Source organism: Nostoc sp. NMS9 (assembly GCF_017114995.1).
GTDB lineage: Bacteria > Cyanobacteriota > Cyanobacteriia > Cyanobacteriales > Nostocaceae > Nostoc.
In genome coordinates this window covers 256236-277475 of record NZ_JABXKL010000091.1, presented here as the reverse complement: position 1 = coordinate 277475, position 21240 = coordinate 256236, and the positions used below count along the sequence as shown (strand labels likewise).

Genomic DNA, 21240 nt, shown 5'->3' with positions numbered 1-21240 from the left:
TGTTTATTAAACTGGACTTAATTTATTACTTTAGCATAACAAGTAATGAAGAACCAAAAGTTGAAGGAAATTTACAATCCAAGCCGCGAGGAAAGCCACAATTTAGTCATCTAATAAATGCTGATATAGAGTTGACAGAATTAGTTGCATCACATCCAGATGCAACATTGATAGAATTGTGTGAATTATTTGCAGACAAGACTGGCAATTTCGTAGGTCGAAGTGCAATGTGTCGTGCGTTACAGAAATTAGGATTAAATCGGAAAAAAAAACAAAGCGGAGTACCCAAGCAGGCACGGAGAGAGTCCTGAATAAAAGAAGAGATTTTTGGGAAAAGGTCAAACATATAGAGCCAGAAAATTTAGTATTTTTGGACGAAACTGGCGTTCTACTTGGTTTAACAAGGACTCATGCCCGTTCACAAATTGGAACAAGAGCTTACTCTCTTAACCCTTTCTATCGTGGATCAAAAGTTACAGTAATTGGAGCAATTAGTATTAAAAAAGTAGTCGCATTAATGACAATGAATAATTCAATGGATGGCGAAGCTTTTGAGGTATTTGTTGAGAAGTTTTTAGTGCCAGAGTTATGGTCAGGAGCGGTGGTAGTAATGGATAATCTATCCGCGCATAAACTCGATTCAATTGTGCCAATGATTGAAGCTGTCGGCGCTTCAGTTCTTTGTTTATCCCCATATTCTCCCGATTTTAATCCAATTGAATTATGGTGGTCACAACTCAAATCTTTTTTACGCAGTTTTGCTCCAACTACAACAGAAATGGTTGATAAACTAATATCAGTTGCACTCGACTTAATAAATCCTCAACATTTAAGAAACTGGTTTGCTAATTGCTGCTACTGTACCTCATAACAGCCGGAACTGCTGTAATCCCAAAATACCTGGAAATATTGCCTAAATGGCAACATTGCCCTGCTGAGTTTAGGTATTGTCAGTGTTAAGTTTTCCCATTGTGGATTCTACACTTACGCTTGTCTACTAACTACGCTAGCTTTGTATAAAGTATTGCATTTATTACCTCGCAACTACTTAATCTATAATTTGCACTGTCATCTGCTTAACTTTATATATATAGGAGGAACGAATTTGGTATAACTAATCATTTGTCTATACCAAAATCTACGTTAAAAAGAGAACAGATTAAATATCTAAGCAAGAGACACTATAACTATGCAAAACTACATTATGGCCTCTAATAACAGTTTATTTGACTGCACATAGCCAATAATAACCAAATCTGTAGGTTTTCTGTAGTTGACTAGTGCTAGATTTAAGTTACTCTTAAAGCGGATCGCTTACTGTAGGAATCTACTCTGACAGAAGTGTATAAAGATATAGTTAAATTTAGCAATTCTGTCCGAGATTTTGGATTTGCAAACTGAATAGTTTGATACGGCCCTCAAAATCCCGATCCACTACCCTAAACAAGGTAGTCAATTAACGACTCAATATCATCTGTCTGGTAATTGTAATGAATAGTCTACAATACCAATGGGTGAGAAAATCTAAAGAAAATATAAAAGAAACTCAAATTACTGTGGTGTCTGGAGGATAAAAGTGTTTCTGAGACTAGCACATCAACATCGACAATTCGTCCAAGACTTGGTAATGAACCTGCAAGCCTTGGCGATTGTATTAGAGCGGCGTGGGTATCCTGCATCCTGCTATACCTGTGGCGACCAAATGAATAGTGCATCGTTTATGGTTAGCTTAGGTGATAACCATCTGATTCGATTTTTAGTGTCCGATTACGGCATTACTTGGACGGAAATGCGAGATGACCGCGAATTAATGAAGCTAGAGGGTGCAGAGGCAATTAGCCAATTAGATGAATTGGCCGATCTTGTCAAGCAATCTATGCAAAGTGATACAGGCTCTAAAACTCTTGCCAAGAAGTATTAAGGTTTCAGAGGTCGATAGCAAATTAGAAATTGATTATCGGTAATAGTGGCTTAGTTAGCGATCGCTCTTACCTATTTCTCCATTACCATTAAGTGATTGGCTATGGCTGGCCCATCGCATGTTTTTTTGTATCTGCCAAAATCTCACGAGCCGGATTTTCAGCCTCTAGCTGAAGGTGTTAAAACTCACCAAAGTCAGAGGTTGGGTAATTGAGCGTTCCTCTTTTGCCATAATCTCATCAAAATGCGAATTCAAAATACAGAATGGGCTACGCTTCGCTGCGCTAACAGGAGTAAAACACGCTTTATACTTGGGTAACAGACGAATCGTTGTGTACCTCACCAGCTTCAAATTTGCTGTATCATGTCAGATGCGATACACCTAAAGTCCATTCCCAATTAAAATAAAGGGTGCCCAATAGTACGGATGACTAAAGTCATTAACTGCTGCTACGGGTGCATTATGACTTATTTCCTTCCAGTTTCCAGTAATTAATGAGACTTGAGCTTGGCGTAAAGCTTCAGTTTTAGTCAGCTTCGCAGTAGAGAGAATACCATAAAAAGCACTCATGAGTGCTTGCGTACCACCATCATCTACAGACCACAAAGAGGCGATCGCGGCTCTTGCACCGGTTTGTTGCATCTGATAGCCAAAGCCCAAAATTTCCTCACCGTTACCTAACTTGCCTCCCAAGCCGGTTTCACAGGCGCTCAACACTACCAAATCTACATTCGGGAGTGACCAAGTGGCGACATTTCTAAAATTAATGCGATCGCCATTTCCGAATAAAATAAACGAATCTTCTGGTTTACCCACTACAAAGGCTGCATGAGTCGCTAAATGGACAATTGTATAATCATCCATTTGGGGTACAGCGACTCTAGGGGTAAAGGCATCGTCTAAAAGCTTCGTAGTTTCAGGAACTGCAGCTGCCAGACTTTCCACCTCCCGCGTTGCAAAGGGTAAGCCAGCAAAAGCAACCTGTCGATTCCCAACTTTGATTTGATAATTACCTTTAGTAAAAGCACCTGCTAAAACCCGCAAAGTCGATTGTTTTGGGGTGTTTAAGTTAGTCAGACTAGCAGATGTAATGTGATTCACATTGAAGCGCTGCACTAGCCATTGTTTACCATCATATAAACCAGTTAAAGGAATGTAGCGTAAGCGATCGTCTGGGGCGTAAATCAGAGTTTGCGTACCTGATAGCTTCAAGTCTTTCTCTATCGGTTTAATTAGCCAGTCATACAATTGGCGTGCAGGTGCTTTGATATTTCGACTGGGATTGATTAAAGCTTGGCGGAAAGCATCAATTGTTTGATAAAGGTTTTCGCGTTTTACAGCAACGGTGCGATGGATTGGTGGGGATTCAGGAGTTACCAAGACCAATTCCAAACTATCTTTTAAAATCAGTGGGTAGAATAGTGCCGATTTTTGCGGCAATCGCGCCAAGTTATCCCGAAGTTCGTTGAGACTTTCCAAATCCAAATTTTGCCGCCTAGCTGTACGACTAATTTGCTCTACCTGTGCTTTCACTGAAGGACTATTGATAAATTCGTTAAATCCATCTAGAAGTTGCTGTTGATTTAAGACTAGTTGTTCGATACGTTGTTTCTGTTCAAGCGATCGCTGTTGGGGGGAAATTTTACGTAATGTTGTCAGTTCTTTACCCAGCACAACAGCATTATCCACACTTTGATCAAGCTTTTGTTTAATTGGTTTTTCTGTTGCTGCTATATTAATACCTTTGACAGTACGTTGATTACCTGGCACTGTCTGGAGATATTCCTCTAGTTCTTCAACTTTGAGTAAATCCATTGTCCTTTGTGCTTCAGCAACACGTTCCTGTTTCAGCAATCGTTCACCCAAAATGCGATATGTCTGGCTAACAGTTATGTTGTAAGCATCTGGTTGCGGCGCACTCAGTGCTGATGGATTCAAGCGAGCTTTCTCACGATTAATCAAGCAATGCTTGTAGAAAAAAATTGCTAACTCTGGTTGGTTTTGGATATCGAATAAGTAACCTATGTTACTGTAGGTTTTGCCAAGTCGAACCAGATCCCCAAGTTCTTTGTTAATTAATAAGGCTTGCTGATAGGATTGAAGTGCTTCAGAATACTTTTTTTGACTTTGGTAGATTCTGCCAATATTGTTGAATGTTACCGCTTCCCAAGAGCGCTCTCCAAGGTCTCTGCTGATGCCTAATGCTTTCTGTAATTTCTGCAACGCTTCTTTCGATTGACCTTGCCGAGATTCTTCGATAGCTTCTTTGTTAAGCCTTGCAATTTCTGAGAGTTGATTATTCTTGGGTAAAGCTTGAGCTTTTTCTCCAGAGTCGTACCTCAACCTTGTATTTGTGTTTACCTGGTTATTGTCTGGATACACCATCCCAAAACCTAGTAAGTTAAGTAGAGATAAAGTAACAACACTCACATGCCCGAGATTAAGCTGCATAACAAAACACTCCCTATACTCGGAAGGTAAATATTAAATCAATAAGTCCGGCAACGCAATTAATTTTTATGCTATTCAATAATTTGGAAAATTTATAGGTACTAAGAAATTTGAAGATGTCAGAAGAAAAACCTGGTCAACCAAAATTACCACCAACCAGCGCTCTTGACAATCCATCGAGTCACGAGTTTGGGAATTGGTTTGAATATCCTGTCAGAGTGCAACCCCACCACACAGACTATGCCGGTCTTGTCTGGCACGGTTCCTATATAGCTTGGATGGAAGAAGCGCGGATTGAATGCTTGCGATCTATAGGGATTGAATTTGCTGATTTAGTTGCTATAGGCTGCGATTTACCAGTTGTAGAACTGTCGGTGCGCTATCACCGTTCAATTCAATTGGGTATGGCAGTGCTGGTAAAAACCCGCATGGCTGAGGTGACTGGTGTGCGAATCAATTGGGACTATGCCATTGTCTCAACTGATGGACAACAATTGTACGTCACTGCCAAGGTGACATTAGTGGCTTTAGATCGCGAAAGAGGCAAGATTATGCGTCAGTTGCCGCCGAGTTTTAAGGATGCATTGGCTAAAATTTCAGTATTAAATAATAATTGAACAACAAAGGTTGTAAACACCACATAAACTTTGACGCCAGTTGCATCAAAGTTAAAAATTTTGTCATTTCATATTGATCGCAAAAGAATTCAGGAGCCGGGAGTCAAAATTCAGAAGTGGAGTCTGACTTTCCGTTGAATCCCTCACTTTCTTTTTCCAACTCCTAAATTTAGGTTTCTGAATTCTTCTTCAAGCTTCACCTTTTATTAGCAAAAGGGAAGTATATATTGTTACTTCCCAGTTTGGATCTGCGACAGATTTTGAGCAAACTGCGTTACGTAATGCCAAATATCTTGGGGAGTAATGCCAAAACTAATATTTAATAAAACAAGGATTGCCGCAAGAGTTAATGCAGTGCTCACGGTTGCTTTCAGCAATTTCCATAATATTATGAAGACTATCCAAGCTACAATCAATGTAATAATCATATATATTAATTCCTTAATAATTGCCCTTGTCTGAGAAGGTCTTTATTTAGAAAGGGTAAATTTTTATCTGAAGTAAAAATTACTACTGCTAAAGCTATTAGACCTAATTTGGAATAGATACTAAAGCTAAGATTTTTGTCTAACTGTGCCAATGCCATATTAGCTGAAAATGATCCAATTATTCGGGTAAAAGGCAACTTATTTGGCAATTTGGCAGAATTACTGGAAAGACTTTTTTAAAGTTTTTGTATCAATAATCACAAGATACAAGAGTTAGATTAGGACTCCGATTTGATTTTTGAAAACATACTGAGACTGAAAAGGCTGTTGTATCAGGGTTTCATTTTAAATTTTGTTCAGAAATCAGACAGGAGTCCTAATAGTTGCTAAAAAAATCTATTCGGCAACTAGTAAGATAATTACTGCATCAACTCGAAGGAGTCAAAAAACTTTCTGACATCACTGACTTGAGGATTTTTATCGCTTCCAACGAAGAGTATATACAACCGTTGATTAACAATAAAAACTCTACCCGTCATAAAAATTCCTTCTTTTTCATCCCACAGCTTCATTTCTATGCCGGGATATGCACCTAGAGTAATATTTTCCTGACTTAGTAATTTTTTCGCATCTTCTAATATCCCTTGTAGAGCGAAATCCAATAATTCACTTGAAGGAATCTGAGTCACATAACTGTTAAAGTCAGCATAGCTAACCATAAATACATTTGTTTCATTAGTACTCAGATACATTTTTGTAGACTCAATAATGTCAGGCTTTTCACTTTTATCTGGTGTGATGTCTGAAATTTCCTCACCCGGCATGAGAATAGAGAATTTACCTTCATCTGGAGAGAATTTTTTCCATTCTGGTGCTGGTGCGATCGCATTTAGGTTGATGGGAAAGAGTGCGATCGCATTTATTAGGTTTTGGAAATTGTGCGATCGCATTTCTTGTTGATGAGATGAAGTGCGATCGCATTTGTGATGTTGGGGAAGTGCGATCGCATTAGGGTTGATGGGAAAGAGTGCGATCGCATTTATTGGGTTGAGGAGAAAGTGCGATCGCGTTTATTGGGTTGATGGGAGAGTGCGATCGCAAAGTTTCAGCCTATTTTCTCCAATAGTGCTTCATTGATAACCGTTTGATAGCCTACTCCTCGCTTTTCTGCCTCTTCTTTTGCCCAGGCTATGATTTTAGGATGAAATCTGATAGAAATCGGCTCATACTTTTCCTCTTCATCCTTAGCAGGTCGTCCACGCTTTCTCGGTATAATCCCAAACTGATCTGCGATCGCATCTTTGAATTTTTGGTTTTCTTCTGGTGTAACTCGTCTTGCCCTCTCAAAAGGAAACTCAGGTTCCTGACTCATATTGTTGACACTCCCTTTTTGTCGCTTTTCTTGCACTAATTATCTTAATTCGTTCACCTCGCATGGTAAAAACAACCACAACAATTGAGCCATCTTCCATTTCACCAATTGCCCATTCCCTTTCTTCTCGCTCAGAATGACTAGAGTCCTCCGTAAACAGGAGATAGGGGTCAGCAAAAACTGTTACAGCTTCCTTGAATTGAATACCATGTTTCAAAAAATTCGACTCAGCTTTATTCTCGTCCCACTCAAAACGCATTTATAGTATATACCAAAAATATTTGCCTTTGCTATCCTACACCGACTTGGACTTTGGGATGGAGTGCGTAGAAGCGATCGCATTTATTGAGGTTGATGGGAAAGTGCGATGTCTAACGACAAGCCTTACGGCTACGCATTTATTGGGGTTGAAGAGAAAGTGCGATGTCTGACGACAAGCCTTACGGCTACGCATTTATTGGGGTTTCTGGGAGGGCGATCGCGCTCATTGACAAGTTGAGATAGGATTAAAAAATAGATATACAGACTGTGAGTGCGATCGCCTAATATTATGCAAAAAATAGATATTACTGATCTATCTGTTACCATAAATCAACTACTTAACCAAGTTAAAAATGGCGAAGAAATAGTGATTATTAGTCACGGTAAACCCGTCGCTCGGTTGTCATCAATCTCAGATATCCCTCAACCTTTAATATCTCGCCACAAACTAAGAGCTACCCAATCTCAAACACTAGCCAGTAATGTAGAAATTATTCAAAGTTTACGTCAAGAGGCAAGGTATTGATCTACCTATACACAAGCTTTCTTGCACCTTTTTACATCCAATAAGCAACCAGTACATCAGTTGAGACGGTTATATATACAAGCATATTTTGAAAGCTTTGAAGGATTCGATTTATCTAAGGTTGGTGATAGTCTAACTGTTCGTTTATCTAAAGACAACCTATTAAATCGACAGGCGATCAAAATATTTGCTAAATTTAAAAAGGATGTTCTCAGCCAGTTACAAGGAGTGATTCGTCATAATGGTTAGAGAAATTAAATTCACCGAATTAGAGAAATTGCTCTTAGAGACAGGGTTTGTAACAATGCAGACCTTTGGCTCTCAAAAGATTTACCAGCATCCATCATCTGGTACATTAATAGTTCTGCCTGATTACGAGCAACAAGCGTATGTCAGAACATTGCATTTAGTTGCAGTGCGACGAATACTGTCGGAAAATGGCTTGATGGATAGCGATCGCTTCAACAATTTTTTGAACAAGCTAGCAAGCTAAATACCAGCTTTTTTGTACGTTTTTTTACTATTAGACCAGATATATTGTAGATTTGCTGTATTTAGAGAACATTTCCTCACCATCAAAATTGCAGACAAGCCTTAAGGCTATGCAGTGTAGTGATTTTGCAAAGAGTGCGATGTCTGACGACAAGCCGCTACACGTCTACGCGTATAGTTGAATGTAGTTATCGCATTTGTGATGTTGGAGAAGTGCTATACCAGGGCTATTTCATTTACAATTAAAGAAAATATGCCTAAACAATCGTTATGAATTCTTTCTCATCTGCAACACCACAAATTAAAAACCAAGACAATAGCGAAGTATTAGTAAACGTTATTGTTAAACAAGGTAGTGATGGGAGAACAATTGCGATCGTTCCAGGTTTACCAGAATTACAAGTAGAAGCAAGCGATCGCGCAACAGCCCTAAGCCAAATTCAGCAACGACTAGAAATCCATTTAGCAGGAGCAGAGATTGTTTCTTTACCTGTCAAATTACCATCTCTTGAGCCGAAAAATCCTTGGTTAGAAATGGCTGGAGTTTTTAAACATGACCCACAATTTGAACAAATGCTCGAAGCTATTGAAAGCTATAGACATGAATTAGATAAAAATATAGAAGATGATTTTCCACACGAGTAGAATAATATTTGGTTCGGTATAAATAAAATGACACTATGGGTGCTTGATACTGACCATATTTCCCTACTACAAAGAGGACATCCAGTTGTTATTAGCAAAGTAGCTGCTATCAATCCTTCAGAAATTTCAGTCACAATAATAACTATTGTCGAGCAGATGTACGGTCGTTTAGATGTTATCAAACGAGCAAAATCAAAACAAGAATTAGTCACAGCTTACGCTTTATTGAAAGAAACATTTAATCGGTTATGTCAAGGGAATATTGTTGATTTCGATGAAGCAGCATTTGATATTTATAAAAAATTACGTGCAGCAAAAATTCGTATTGGTACACAAGATTTAAGAATAGCAGCCATTGCGCTTTCTGTAAGTGCTACATTAGTAACACGCAACCGTAAAGATTTTGAAAAAGTTCCTGGTTTAAAAATTGTGGATTGGTCAATACCTTAAGACTTTGCGATGTCTGACGACAAGCCGCTCCGCATCTACGCATTTATTGGGATTTGTGGGAGGGCACTCCCTTGAGGTAGCTTTTTTTGCACTAATTATCGCCCCTGAATTTAACCGTTAGCCTTCAGCCTAATGCTGAAGGCTAAACAAGAATTGGTCAAGAGCCAGAAAATCTGCTTTTTGGGTACCTGAGTAAAGGTTTTTATCGCAAAGAAATTATCCGCGAGTGAGTTTCTAACTTTTCAGTCGCTGTTAAAACTTCTTGTCTTGCCCATTTATCTGCTGCCAAAATGTCATCTAAAGAGGGATTTGCACGGTTATCATTTTGATGGCGATCGCACACCCATTCGATACACCGGGGAATATCTAAAAACCGAATTTTTTCATCTAAAAATAAAGCTACAGCTTGCTCATTTGCGGCATTCAACACTGCTGGCATCGAACCACCAGCTTTACCCACAGCATAAGCCAACTGCATACAAGGATACTTCTGGTGATCTGGTTCACGGAAGGTTAAATTTCCAGCTTTGACTAAATCTAGTCGTTCCCAGTTGGTGTAGATGCGATCGGGCCAAGATAGGGCATACAGTAAGGGTAAGCGCATATCTGGCCAACCGAGTTGAGCTAAAACTGAAGTATCTTGCAGTTCAATCAGTGAGTGAATAATGCTTTGGGGATGAATGACAATTTCGATATTCTCATAATCCAACCCAAACAGAAAGTGAGCCTCAATTACTTCCAGTCCTTTATTCATCAAAGTAGCAGAGTCTACTGTGATTTTCCGCCCCATCGACCAATTCGGATGCTTGAGGGCATCAGCAACGGTTACATCTGCTAACTTTTCTACATCCCAGTCGCGGAAAGCTCCACCAGATGCAGTGAGCAAAATCTTCCGTAAGCCATCTTTGGGGACACCTTGGAGGCATTGAAAGATTGCGGAATGTTCGGAATCAGCAGGGAGTAATTTTACACCATGTTTTTCGACTAGGGGTAGAACCACAGGGGCCCCAGCAATCAGCGTTTCTTTGTTCGCTAAGGCAATATCTTTACCAGCTTCAATAGCTGCGATCGTGGGTAGCAAACCAGCACAACCAACGATCCCAGTGACAACGGTTTGGGCATCACCGTAACGGGCTACTTCTATCACCCCGGCGTCACCTGCGAGTAGAATCGGTTGGGGATCGAGGTCAATGATAGCTTCTTTGAGCGCTGGTAATTTATCTTCTGAGCAAATTGCTGCTATTTTCGGACGAAACTGCCGAATTTGAGCAGCCAACATCTCTACATTGTTCCCAGCTGCCAATCCCACAATCCGAAACTGATCTGGGTACTGAGTAACAATATCTAAAGTCTGAGTACCAATAGAACCAGTGGAACCAACAAGAGTAATCGCTTTCACAATTGCTTAAGGATTTACAGACAACTCCCACTATAAATTGCTTGGGACTCTTTAATCACAGCAATCACCATAATCAATACACTGATGCAAAGAAGCAAGTAGACAAAGAAGTTTCCCCGTGTCCTTGTCCCTGCAACAGTTCCAATCCGTTAACTTCAACTCGATAGACTGTTAGCTACAAGTACATAGACGTAATTAAAGGTAAAATAAAACTTTTGTTCGTAGTGACTGATTTATCGCTCTATGTAAGATTCTCAAGGACTAAAGCCGCTTACTCCAAGCTTTAATTTAATCAAGCCCTTCTACTTAAAGTACTAAAGTTGCTCATTATTCATATATAGCGATTTTCATTTGAATGAGGTACACGGATAGGGGCCTACAGCTAGCTATGCGCTCCTACATGAATAATTTTTCTTTCTGTACCTTACCCATCTGGTTACTGCTGTAACTAGACAAATATAGTATTTATAAATACTATATTTTAAAAGATAAATTCCGAAAAAATTGGCAAAAGTAACCAAATAGGAAATAATTTCAATTAATCGCTAATCTGTCCAGTTTGTCAATTGTGTTGGTGGAGGATTTAATATGCAAAATATTACTCATAAATTGCTGTGTTACAGCCATAGGTAAAAGGATGCACAAAGGAGTTTGTTGAAGCACTCAACCCTATGGTCAAAGTTCAGATAGTTATAAAAAAAGTTTTATGGAAAAATGATTTCCTGTTTCCAGCAGCAATATGGCTTGCCAGTCGAATATTCATCTGGACAGCTATGTTGCTGATTGCGCCAAAACTACCGTTACCAGCAGAGGAATTTTTGCCTCATTTTGGCTGGGGGGTTTTTGATGCCTGGGATAGTATGCATTACCGAGCGATCGCAACTTCTGGTTATGAATTTGTGAATGACGGCAAGCAACATAATCTGGCCTTCTTTCCCCTGTTTCCCTTAAGTATCTGGGTTTTGATGAAGTTGGGCTTACCGTTTGAATTGGCAGGCACATTAATCAACAACTTGGCATTTTTTGCAGCACTTTACTGTTTGTACTTTTGGGTCAAGGAGCATCATGGCATCAATGCAGCGCACTGGGTGACTGCTGTGCTTTCTTTGTATCCAGCTTCGATGTTTACGGGGGTGATTTACACAGAGGGACTGTATTTGTTTTTGAGTACGGCAACTTTGCGGGCGTTCGATCAAAAGCAGTATGGCTGGACTGCCTTTTGGGGCGCGATGGCGACAGCAACACGTCCTACAGGTATGGCACTAATTCCAGCATTGGCGATCGCAGCCTGGAAAGAACGCCGACCACCCGTTGCCTATATAGCTAGTTTCACTACTGCTATTGGCATACTTCTATTCAGTTTGTATTGTGCGATTTATTTTGGCGACCCTTTAGCTTTTATCGAAGCACAGCGGGGATGGCGACCAACTCTGGGGTTTGATTGGCAGGGTTGGTTAAATATGTTCATGCAAATTGCCGTTGGCAGTAAAAATTGGCAATTTGGCTGGGTTCAAAACTCCTCTGGTGCGATTCAAGACCCCTGGTATCTCTTGTTATTTGGCGTGATTGTTGCCAGTGGCTATCTTTTATGGCATTTCCATCAACGTTTTAGTTCTGTAAAATTATTTTATGGCTTTTATGGTTTAGTCTTCTTTTTGTTGATTCTGGCAAGCGAACAGTGGATCAATAACTTCCTCAACTTGTTCATGGTCTTAGGTGGTGGCTATGTGTTGTGGCGCTTACACACGCAACTGACCCCAGTTACAGTTATTTATGGCTTTTGTGGTATTGGTTTGCTGCTAGCTTCTGGAGGCACTATCTCCTTAAGCCGTCTCGCCTACGGTATTGTGCCTTTGAATATAGCCATTGGTGTGCTGTTATCTCGCCATCCTCGTCAGGGATATTTAATATTGGGCGCTTTTGTGACACTACTAGCCAAAATAGCTATAGGATTTGCCCAAGAGCATTGGGTTGGTTAGAGGGTTCGATCCATTATTGCTAAGAAATTGAATTTAAATTTCCTAATGAATGTATCCAATCAAACGAAGATAGCGATCGCTTCATTATTTCTAGGTGTAGGTGCCATATCTTTTGGCTCTATTTTTATGAAATTGAGCGAAATTGAACTCAGCCCCAGTGCCACTGTATTTAATCGCTTTTGGCTTGCTAGTATGGTCTTCTTGCTTTGGCATGGATACAAGGCAATACGGCAGCGATTTTCTGGAGACAAACCTATAGAACAGCAACCCTATACCAGTCAGGATCTTTTGCTATTGCTAGGTGCTGGTATTCTTTGGGCTGCCACTTTAGTTTTGTTGGCTTGGTCGCTGACTCAAACTAGCGTTGCGATTTCTAGTGTGTTGCATAATCTCGCTCCCATATTTACTAGCTTAGGGGTGTGGCTGTTATTTCGTCAGGGTTTTGAGAACCAATTCCTGATTGGGATGATTATTGCCCTTGGGGGAGCGATCGCTATTGAATTTGAGGAGTTGCAAATTGCTACAGATGAGGTTCAAGGAAGCTTGGCTGCGATCGTTTCGGCGGTTTTCTTAAGTGCATACCTGCTGATCGTAGAAAAATTACGAACCAAATTTTCTCCGGCCACAATTCAGTTGTGGATCTGTGCGATCGCGGCTTTAGCTATCTTCCCTGTACTTTTGTTTACTCAAGATCAGCTTTTTCCTTCTACAGTCAGTGGGTGGCTTTGGGTAATTTTTTTGGCGCTGATTTGCCAAGTTTTAGGTCATGGGCTTTTGACCTATAGCCTTGCCAAGTTTTCCTCCGTGGTTGTCTCCTTAGTGCATCTGTTAGAGCCAGTATTTAGCGGCATTTTCGCTCTGGTAATTTTTTCGGAAACATTAACTTTCTCAAATTGGGTAGGTTTCGCTGTAGTTTTAATGGGTTTATACTTAGCCGTATCTAGCCAAGAGGCTGTTAATTTGCCGTTCCAAGAATCAGTCAAAAATATAATTAACACTTTCGTTCAAAGTATGACGATCAAACTGTCATTACTAAAGCAACAATTCTCCGAAACACCAGCTTTATTAGGAACTGTCTCATTATTGTTTGCTCTAATTCCCATATCTTTAGCACCATCTCTGACTAAATTGTGTCAACAAGAAATTGGTGCAAATGCTGTAGTATTTCATCGCAGTTGGATTGCGACAGTTGTCTTTGGGCTGTGGAATGGACTTGAGGCTTTCCGCTACCAACAATCTATTGAAGGAGGCAGGAGTCAGGAGATAGATAGCGCATTAGCGAGTCCGCGAGCGTCGGTTAATATTACTTCTGCCTTGCTTGATAACCAATCCATAGAACAGAAGCCTTTTACAAGTCAAGAAGTGTGGCTATTGTTGGCAATGGGAACCTCTGCTGGAACCTATCTTTTATTATGGGCTTGGTCGCTGAGTCAAACTAGTGTTGCCAACGTGGCTTTACTGTCTAATTTGAACTCCTTATTTGTTGCTTTGGCTGGGTATCTATTATTTGGTCGGCGTTTCGACAACAGATTCGTGATTGGTCTGGTCATTGCTTTGGGAGGAGCGATCGCATTTGAACTCAATAAGGTGCAATTTGCAACTGATCAAATATTAGGTGATGCATTAGCATTGTTAACTGCGGTTTTCATGGCTACGTGTATGTTGCTGATAGAACGGCTCCGAACCAGGTTTAGCACTGCAACTATCATGCTGTGGCGCTGTGGAGTGACAACAATGTTTCTACTACCAGTCCTCCCATTCCTCGAAAATAGACTATTTCCTTATTCCTGGACGGGTTGGTTTTTCATCATTTTCCAAGCTCTTTTTTGTCAAGTGCTGGGTCAGGGACTTTTGGCTTATAGCCTCAGCAGAATCTCTTCAGGCGTTGTCGCCGTCACGCTTCTTCTAGAACCAGTCCTAGCTTCTATTTTTGCTTGGTTCATTTTTTCAGAACAAGTAGGTTTGTTTGACTGGGCGACTTTTGCTGTAGTTTTAGCGGGTATCTATCTAGCCCAATCTAGTCAATCAATTGTTCCAGCAACGCATGAAGGCTCATAGCATTATGACAGGTAGTAAACACAGATAAGCTGTTCGATGTTTAATTTGTATAAGTAAGGTGAGCATCTTCCCCAAATTACAAAACTTTGATGAAATCAATACCAATTCAATTAATAATTGCAATATATCCTTTGGTAGAATGTTGCATTGCAACGTCTCTACAATAGTCTATCTCTTGATTTACAATGCTTTGCAAGTAAATAAAGTACACCCCTCGCCAACCCTTCCTTTTGGTAAGTGGAGGGTGCATGGCAGCACGGGTGGAGTACTTTTATACTTCACCAACTTAAAATATGCCGTACTATTTGGACACGGTCAACTGGACTGATGCAATTTATGATGAAAACTTCCGACAAAACATTATTAAAATTAGTGAAATCTCCGTTTAATAGGTTCTTAAACTCTCTGCCATTCCCGGTTCCTGGATACTTGCCTATTGGGATTATATTAGCAGTGGTGATTCGATTGGTTTGTGTTCCAAATAAATCAGTGGATTACAAGTTTTTTTTAGCACGCTGGTATGATTTCATTGCATCTCATGGCGGATTGAGCGCTCTTAAATATAGTTTTGCCGACTATACACCCCCCTACCTCTATTGGATTTTAATTGCTGGCACCCTGCTTTCTGGATTGCCGAAAATTTTCGCAATTAAGCTTTTTGCGATGACTGTTGATTTTCTTTGTGGCTTTTTAACTTACAAAATTGTTCGACTAAAATATCCAGAGGGTAGTAAACCAACCTTTGCTTTTTTGGCAGTTATTTTAAGTCCGACCGTTATATATAATAGTGCCCTCTGGGGTCAATGTGACAGCATTTATACAACCGGATTGATTGCCTGTATTTACTTTTTATCTATTCAAAAAGAAATTCCTGCCTTACTCAGTTTTGGTGTAGGACTTTCCTTTAAGTTGCAAGCGATGTTTTTAGCACCTTTATTATTAATTTTTTTGGTCAAAAAAAGAATTAATTGGTATTATTTACCATTAATTCCGGCGGTATATATAATTTTAGTTTTGCCATCGTGGTTGATGGGAAGACCGATACAAGAATTGCTGTTAGTATACTTTAACCAAGCTAATAAATATAAACAATTGGCTAAAGGTGCGCCTAATCTTTATCAATGGATTCCTAACAATTTTTATAATATTGTTGTTCCTATAGGTTTAACATTAACTGTATCTGCAATATTTTTATTGGCATACATTGTTTATAAAAGTAAGCTAAAAATTACTCAGGACAGACTGATACACTTAGCCACCATCTCAGTTTTGTTTATGCCATATATTCTGCCCAAAATGCACGAAAGATATTTTTATCCTGCCGATATCCTTTCGATTATCTTTGCCTTTTACTTTCCTCGATATTTTTGGGTAGCTATAGTTGTGCAAATGGCATCATTTTTCAGCTATTTGGGAACTCCCATATTTATCCAGTTATTTTCAATACCTTTAGGTTTTGCTCTCTGGTTTGTTGTGCGAAAGTGCGATCTGATTTATCCAAAGCTAAATTTTAGAGAATATGTACCTAAAGGATAAATTAATTAAGATTAAAAAAGTAAGATATCTTAGATATTTAACTTATGGTGAAATCAGTGTAAATCCTTTAGCTGATCCGATAATTTTACTACCAGTTAAATTGATTTGCTGTAAAGCCCCATTGTCTAACAACAAATAAGATTTATTAGATAACATTTGTTGTAAAGTTGGGACAGTTGCATGAGTTACCTTACAATCGCAGTAAAAGTCTAAACTAGGACGCCCATAAGCAAAAGAAGTATAAATTTGTGTTCCTGTTGAAACATTTGCCCGAATTAATTCTGCTATAGGTTTAACTGGAAAAGCTTCCTTTAATTCCCAAATCCATGATTGTGAACTCATCAACATTGCTAAAACTAAGTACATCCCAGAAAATAACACTGGAATAAAGTTACGATCGCACTGTTTAATTAGCCATGCTGCGATGCTCATACTTATTGCTAAAACAATGCTCATGACTATTAAAATAGGCTCTTTCTTTGCAAGAATAAAGTAAACACAACCTCCGAAGCCAGCAATAGCAATAATAGCCAGAAATATTGTCAAACTTCGCACCTTAAAATGACCGTACTGCCAAATTTCGCTAAGTTTAGCACCAATTGCCAAAGCTAAAAATGGATATACAGGCATAACATACCACGGCAGCTTAGTTCTCATTAAAGAGATAGTTCCTAAGTATACAATTGTACCAATAATAATTAAGCCACCCCAGGTAGTATGACGTTTTTTCCAAGCTAGATAAAAACCTCCTGGTAAAAATAGTAGCCAAGGAAAACTATACTTAATTAACTCAATTAAATAATACCAGGGTGGCCCACTATGACCTTCAACAGATTGTGTAAGGCGATCAAAGGTTTGTGTTTGAAAGTTCACTTGGAAGAAAGTTTCGCCATAATGTTGCCATTGAGCAGCAAACCAAGCGATCGCTGGTGCATTTCCTAAAAATATTCCCACTAATAAATAGGGGCTTGTTAACAAAGCAAACTGCCGATCTGCAATTAGGAATAAACAAGCGATCGCTCCTAGCGGCAAAACCATCATCCCTTTCGTGAGAGTGATTAACCCTAGACAAAATCCCACACCGAGAGCGTACCGACGATTCTGACGTGCTTTTAGCAAACAAAATAACAGCAGCAAGAAAAATGTAATAGTTGTACCATCTAGCATTGCTAGCCTTCCGTGACGCACCACAGGTAACATCGTCAGGTAAACTAAAGCGCTAAACAGAGCTGGTAAACTTTGGTTAAAAAGCAAACATCCCACCAAGTAAAGCAAAGGCACTCCCAAAGCAGTTAATACTGCACCCGCTAGACGCGTTGTCCACTCATTCACGCCCCCAATAGAGTAAGTCCAAGCAATTAACAAGTGCATCAAGGGTGGCTTATTATAATAAGGTTCTCCTCCCAAAGTGGGGTAAAGCCAATGCATTGAACCAAGTGGGGCACGCCAAATTTCTCGGGCAACCTGTGCCACAGTACCTTCATCCCAATCTCGTAAAGGGGAGTTTCCCAAAAATATCAGCCATAGAAATAGAGATATTACCAGTAAGCTAAATAACCATTCTTTTTCTCGGAATAGACGCATATCTAAAATCGGGATAATCATCTCAAACCTCTAGGATATACCCACGAAAACTTGCTTTATATGGCATCATAGCAGCTTCTTAAACCAGTCTTATGCTACAGCAAAGTTTTGTTCAGCCTTTGCTGAAATAATAGGTACTTTGACATGATTTCATAATTTCTGAATAACAGATACAATTTATGACAAAAGCTTCAGACAAGACATTATTAAGATTAGTGAAATCTCCATTTAATAGGTTATTAAACCTTTTTCCATCGCCGGTTTCTGGATACTTAACTATTGGAATTATTTTGGCAGTGCTGATCCGATTGGTTTGTGTTCCTAATCAATCGTCTGATTATAAATCTTTTTTAGCACCTTGGTATGATTTCATCGCATCTCATGGCGGATTTAGCGCTCTTAAATATAGTTTTGCCGATTATACACCCCCCTACCTCTACTGGATTTTAATTGCTGCCACCCTGCTGTCTGGATTACCAAAAATTTTTGCAATCAAGCTTTTTGCAATGGCTGTTGATTTTCTTTGTGGCTTTTTGACTTACAAAATTGTTCGACTAAAATACCCAGAGAGTAGTAAATCAATCTTTGCTTTTTTGGCAGTTATTTTGAGTCCGACTGTTATATATAATAGTGCGCTCTGGGGTCAATGTGACAGCATCTATACAGCAGGGATAATTGCTTGCATTTACTTTTTGTGTATTCAGAAAGAAATTCCCGCCTTACTCAGTTTTGGTGTGGGGCTTTCTTTTAAGTTGCAAGCAATGTTTTTGGCACCTTTATTATTAGCTCTTTTATTAAAAAAAAGAATTCATTGGTATTATTTACCATTAATTCCAGCAGTATATCTAATTGCAGTTTTACCACCTTGGGTTATGGGAAGACCTATACAAGAATTGCTGTTAATCTACTTTAGTCAAGCTAATAAATACAAAGAATTGGCTAAAGGTGTACCTAATATTTATCAATGGATTCCTAACAATTTTTATAATATTGTTGTCCCGATAGGTTTAACGTTAACTGTATCTGCAATATTTTTATTAGCATATATTGTTTATAAAAGTAGATTAGAAATTACTCAAGACAGACTGATACACTTAGCCACCATCTCAGTTTTGTTTATGCCATATATTTTGCCCAAAATGCACCAGAGGTATTTTTATCCTGCTGATATTCTTTCAATTATCTTTGCCTTTTACTTCCCTCGATATTTTTGGGTAGCTATAGTCGTGCAAATGGCATCATTATTTAGTTACTTGGGAACTCCCATATTTATCAAGTTATTTTCAGTCCCTTTAGGTTTTGCTCTCTGGTTTGTTGTACGAAAGTGCGATCTGATTTATCCAAAATTACAAGTTGGATTTTCTTCTAATCTTAAATAAAAAAATTAGTAAGGCAAGTAGAATTTAAATAACAGAAAGTTGTCAAAAATGAATAATATCAAAGTAATTATAGGCATTAGTACCTTAATTTTATTTATCTCCAGCAGCTTCCGACACGAATTATTTAATTCATCTGGGGATTTAGCATTTTTTGACCAATGTATTTACTTAATTAGTCAAGGAAAACCGCCAGTTTCTTCTGTACTTGGTTTTCATGTTTTAGCCGATCATGCTGCTTGGATTTTATATCCTTTGGCTTTATTGTACAAAATTTACCCTACTGTTTATTGGCTATTTGCAGTACAGTCTATTGCTTTAGGGTTAGGTGCTTTATCTACATATTTTCTTGCATTGCAAGCCAGTTTAAAAGAAAATTTAGCAGTCGCCATTATGGCTGTATATCTAATGTATCCGGTGGTTTACAATAGCAATCTCTGTGATTTTCACCCAGATACGATCGCAGTCCCTGCACTTTTGACAGCAGTTTTGACTGCTAGATCGAAAAAAATAGCTTGGTTTTGCGTCAGTATTCTTGTGGTATTGGGTTGTAAGGCTGTACTGTCACTGACTGTAGTGGCGATGGGAATTTGGTTACTCTTGTTTGAAAAGCGACGTTTATATGGTGCGATCGCAATTATTAGTGGGACAATATGGTTTTTGATTGCTAACTGGATGATCATCCCTTATTTTGGTAGCGAAGCAGCGTTATTGAACCGTCATCTTTATCGCTATAGCTATTTGGGAAACTCCTTTTCCGAAATGGTACAAATATTACTTTTTCAACCACAAATCATACTTAACAACCTTTTTTCAATTCTAAACTTAGAATATTTATGTTTTTTACTATTACCTGTTATTTGGGGTTTAAGACCACAATATCTCATGCCTTTGATAAGTATAATTCCTTGCATAGCACTAAATTTACTCGCCGATCATCCCTCACAAAAAAATCTAGTTTTACATTACTCTTTACCAGCAATTCCATTTCTTATTTTAGTTTTAATTGCTAGCCTAGCAGCAGGTAAAGCATGGCTAAAACAAAGAAAAGCAATTATTTTGTGGTCTTTAGTTTGGTTTTTAGTTTTCGGTAAATATGGTTTCTTTAGCTCAAAATATCTCCACAATATAGATAATTTGGCAGCCACAAAAGAGGCGATCGCTTTAGTGAAGACTAAAGATAGCGTTTTAACTACAGATATAATTACTCCACATTTAACCCACAGAGAGTTGATTAGTTTTAAATATAATTCTTCTCAAGATATTGCTGAATTGAATAAGTTTCATTATGTCTTGCTTAATGTTCGCCATCCAGGTTGGGCTGCAACTTCAGAATCTCTTTTTAACTTAGTAAATATATTGAAAAATCAGTCAAATTTTAACTTGGAATATCAACAAGATGATGTATATCTTTTTGAAAAAAGATGAAAAATCATTCAGTACTTCAGTTAAGACCATTTCACTGGTGACAATATGAGCAGGCTGTAAAGCTTTTGAGAGATTAATCGCTTTGTTATGTAAATCATTACGAGGATTAAGCAACGCAACCCAATACCCTGTATCTGCAAACACAACCCGCATCAATCTTTTCCTTGTTTTTGTTTCTGGTAGTAATCAAATCTCCTAGCTAAGTCTGTAGGTAGTTTTTGCCATTCTTCATCAGGGACTTGGGCAGAGATTTCAGCTACTAATTCCCAAATAGGAGGAGCATCAGGATCAAAAGAAAGTTTATTTAATTTGGATATCTCGCTGAACTGAATGGCGGTTGACAGGTTCTCAGAACCATCTGATGGAGATATCGGCATATATTACGGTTGAAAATTTTGTTTTACTATTCTATTAATTTTACCTGTTTCTTGCATATCTGAGTTTAGATGATGAGGCTTGAAAGGCGATCGCTTTATTTACTCAACTTAGTTTATTCTCCTTTCACCGCAGCCTCAATTGCTTTCACAAATGAAGCAACCCACCACTGATCTGAAACTTTTTGAAGTGCCTCAAATATAGATGCACTTTGATTTTTTGGCTTATTGCTCACAATCTGGAGAATCTGCTCTGGTTGAAGCGGTTGCCAAGTTTGGCGACGAGTCTAGCTTTTGAGATATTATGCGTCTGCGATCGCCTTCAAAATCTCAACTTTTAACC

Annotated in this window: 23 protein-coding genes; 15 read left to right on the top strand and 8 right to left on the bottom strand. The window is 38.8% G+C overall.

Annotation, left to right across the window (positions count from 1 at the left end; translation table 11 throughout):
* The 3 genes from HWQ40_RS30390 to HWQ40_RS30380 form a co-directional block, all read left to right on the top strand.
* The coding region (locus HWQ40_RS30390; protein ID WP_292785511.1) for a hypothetical protein at positions 1 to 311 on the top strand (311 nt) is incomplete at its 5' end.
* The gene (locus HWQ40_RS30385; protein WP_292785509.1) at positions 230 to 871 is read left to right on the top strand and encodes an IS630 family transposase; all 642 of its coding nucleotides are present in this window, start codon (positions 230 to 232) and stop codon (positions 869 to 871) included. The genes HWQ40_RS30390 and HWQ40_RS30385, both read left to right, overlap by 82 nt.
* A gap of 705 nt (positions 872 to 1576) precedes the next feature.
* The gene (locus tag HWQ40_RS30380; protein ID WP_094350113.1) at positions 1577 to 1921 is read left to right on the top strand and encodes a DUF1815 family protein; all 345 of its coding nucleotides are present in this window, start codon (positions 1577 to 1579) and stop codon (positions 1919 to 1921) included.
* Positions 1922 to 2302: 381 nt separating this feature from the next.
* On the opposite strand, the gene HWQ40_RS30375 is transcribed toward HWQ40_RS30380, so the two are convergent.
* Positions 2303 to 4372: a CHAT domain-containing protein gene (locus tag HWQ40_RS30375; protein WP_292785507.1), complete on the bottom strand. Its 2070-nt coding sequence runs from the start codon at positions 4370 to 4372 to the stop codon at positions 2303 to 2305.
* 116 nt (positions 4373 to 4488) lie between these two features.
* Here HWQ40_RS30375 and HWQ40_RS30370 point away from each other — a divergent pair, with 116 nt between their 5' ends.
* Positions 4489 to 4989, top strand: a complete 501-nt coding sequence (locus HWQ40_RS30370; RefSeq protein ID WP_292785505.1) for a thioesterase family protein — start codon at positions 4489 to 4491, stop codon at positions 4987 to 4989.
* A gap of 230 nt (positions 4990 to 5219) precedes the next feature.
* Here the strand turns inward: HWQ40_RS30370 and HWQ40_RS30365 are convergent, their stop codons facing one another.
* The 4 genes from HWQ40_RS30365 to HWQ40_RS30350 all read right to left on the bottom strand — a co-directional run bounded on the left by HWQ40_RS30365 (position 5220) and on the right by HWQ40_RS30350 (position 7048).
* Complete coding sequence (locus HWQ40_RS30365; RefSeq protein ID WP_292785503.1) at positions 5220 to 5417, bottom strand: hypothetical protein; 198 nt, start codon at positions 5415 to 5417, stop codon at positions 5220 to 5222.
* A gap of 419 nt (positions 5418 to 5836) precedes the next feature.
* Positions 5837 to 6367, bottom strand: coding sequence for a hypothetical protein (locus HWQ40_RS30360; protein ID WP_292785501.1), 531 nt, complete (start codon positions 6365 to 6367; stop codon positions 5837 to 5839).
* 155 nt (positions 6368 to 6522) lie between these two features.
* The gene (locus HWQ40_RS30355; protein WP_292785500.1) at positions 6523 to 6789 is read right to left on the bottom strand and encodes a BrnA antitoxin family protein; all 267 of its coding nucleotides are present in this window, start codon (positions 6787 to 6789) and stop codon (positions 6523 to 6525) included.
* Complete coding sequence (locus HWQ40_RS30350) at positions 6773 to 7048, bottom strand: BrnT family toxin (RefSeq protein ID WP_292785498.1); 276 nt, start codon at positions 7046 to 7048, stop codon at positions 6773 to 6775. Before HWQ40_RS30350 ends, HWQ40_RS30355 begins: the two co-directional genes overlap by 17 nt.
* 108 nt (positions 7049 to 7156) lie before the next feature.
* Here HWQ40_RS30350 and HWQ40_RS30345 point away from each other — a divergent pair, with 108 nt between their 5' ends.
* From HWQ40_RS30345 to HWQ40_RS30320, 6 genes are all read left to right on the top strand, one after another.
* A complete protein-coding gene (locus tag HWQ40_RS30345; RefSeq protein WP_292785496.1) occupies positions 7157 to 7288 on the top strand; it encodes a hypothetical protein in 132 nt (43 codons plus the stop codon).
* Between the two features lie 51 nt (positions 7289 to 7339).
* Entirely contained in the window at positions 7340 to 7576 is a 237-nt protein-coding gene (locus tag HWQ40_RS30340; protein ID WP_292785494.1) for a type II toxin-antitoxin system Phd/YefM family antitoxin, read from the top strand.
* Positions 7577 to 7636: 60 nt separating this feature from the next.
* The gene (locus HWQ40_RS30335) at positions 7637 to 7825 is read left to right on the top strand and encodes a hypothetical protein (protein ID WP_292785492.1); all 189 of its coding nucleotides are present in this window, start codon (positions 7637 to 7639) and stop codon (positions 7823 to 7825) included.
* Positions 7818 to 8069: a type II toxin-antitoxin system HicA family toxin gene (locus HWQ40_RS30330; RefSeq protein ID WP_292785490.1), complete on the top strand. Its 252-nt coding sequence runs from the start codon at positions 7818 to 7820 to the stop codon at positions 8067 to 8069. Before HWQ40_RS30335 ends, HWQ40_RS30330 begins: the two co-directional genes overlap by 8 nt.
* Before the next feature lie 269 nt (positions 8070 to 8338).
* Positions 8339 to 8713: a hypothetical protein gene (locus HWQ40_RS30325; RefSeq protein WP_292785488.1), complete on the top strand. Its 375-nt coding sequence runs from the start codon at positions 8339 to 8341 to the stop codon at positions 8711 to 8713.
* 27 nt (positions 8714 to 8740) lie between these two features.
* Positions 8741 to 9163 (top strand): type II toxin-antitoxin system VapC family toxin, encoded by a 423-nt coding sequence (locus HWQ40_RS30320; RefSeq protein WP_292785486.1) that lies wholly within the window; start codon positions 8741 to 8743, stop codon positions 9161 to 9163.
* 202 nt (positions 9164 to 9365) lie between these two features.
* Here HWQ40_RS30320 and dxr read toward each other — a convergent pair whose 3' ends face one another.
* A complete protein-coding gene (gene dxr / locus HWQ40_RS30315) occupies positions 9366 to 10562 on the bottom strand; it encodes a 1-deoxy-D-xylulose-5-phosphate reductoisomerase (RefSeq protein ID WP_292785484.1) in 1197 nt (398 codons plus the stop codon).
* Between the two features lie 671 nt (positions 10563 to 11233).
* Between dxr and HWQ40_RS30310 the strand changes: the two genes are divergently transcribed.
* From HWQ40_RS30310 to HWQ40_RS30300, 3 genes are all read left to right on the top strand, one after another.
* Positions 11234 to 12541: a mannosyltransferase family protein gene (locus HWQ40_RS30310; protein WP_292785482.1), complete on the top strand. Its 1308-nt coding sequence runs from the start codon at positions 11234 to 11236 to the stop codon at positions 12539 to 12541.
* A 45-nt stretch (positions 12542 to 12586) separates the two neighbouring features.
* Positions 12587 to 14599 (top strand): DMT family transporter, encoded by a 2013-nt coding sequence (locus tag HWQ40_RS30305; RefSeq protein ID WP_292785480.1) that lies wholly within the window; start codon positions 12587 to 12589, stop codon positions 14597 to 14599.
* Between the two features lie 336 nt (positions 14600 to 14935).
* Entirely contained in the window at positions 14936 to 16135 is a 1200-nt protein-coding gene (locus tag HWQ40_RS30300; RefSeq protein WP_292785533.1) for a hypothetical protein, read from the top strand.
* A gap of 42 nt (positions 16136 to 16177) precedes the next feature.
* Here the strand turns inward: HWQ40_RS30300 and HWQ40_RS30295 are convergent, their stop codons facing one another.
* On the bottom strand, positions 16178 to 17719 hold the full coding sequence (locus HWQ40_RS30295) for a glycosyltransferase family 39 protein (protein ID WP_292785531.1): 1542 nt from the start codon (positions 17717 to 17719) through the stop codon (positions 16178 to 16180).
* A 179-nt stretch (positions 17720 to 17898) separates the two neighbouring features.
* Between HWQ40_RS30295 and HWQ40_RS30290 the strand changes: the two genes are divergently transcribed.
* On the top strand, positions 17899 to 19098 hold the full coding sequence (locus HWQ40_RS30290) for a hypothetical protein (protein WP_292785478.1): 1200 nt from the start codon (positions 17899 to 17901) through the stop codon (positions 19096 to 19098).
* A gap of 48 nt (positions 19099 to 19146) precedes the next feature.
* On the top strand, positions 19147 to 20523 hold the full coding sequence (locus tag HWQ40_RS30285; RefSeq protein ID WP_292785476.1) for a DUF2079 domain-containing protein: 1377 nt from the start codon (positions 19147 to 19149) through the stop codon (positions 20521 to 20523).
* 152 nt (positions 20524 to 20675) lie between these two features.
* Here HWQ40_RS30285 and HWQ40_RS30280 read toward each other — a convergent pair whose 3' ends face one another.
* On the bottom strand, positions 20676 to 20900 hold the full coding sequence (locus HWQ40_RS30280) for a hypothetical protein (RefSeq protein WP_292785474.1): 225 nt from the start codon (positions 20898 to 20900) through the stop codon (positions 20676 to 20678).
* Between the last annotated feature and the right edge of the window lie 340 nt (positions 20901 to 21240).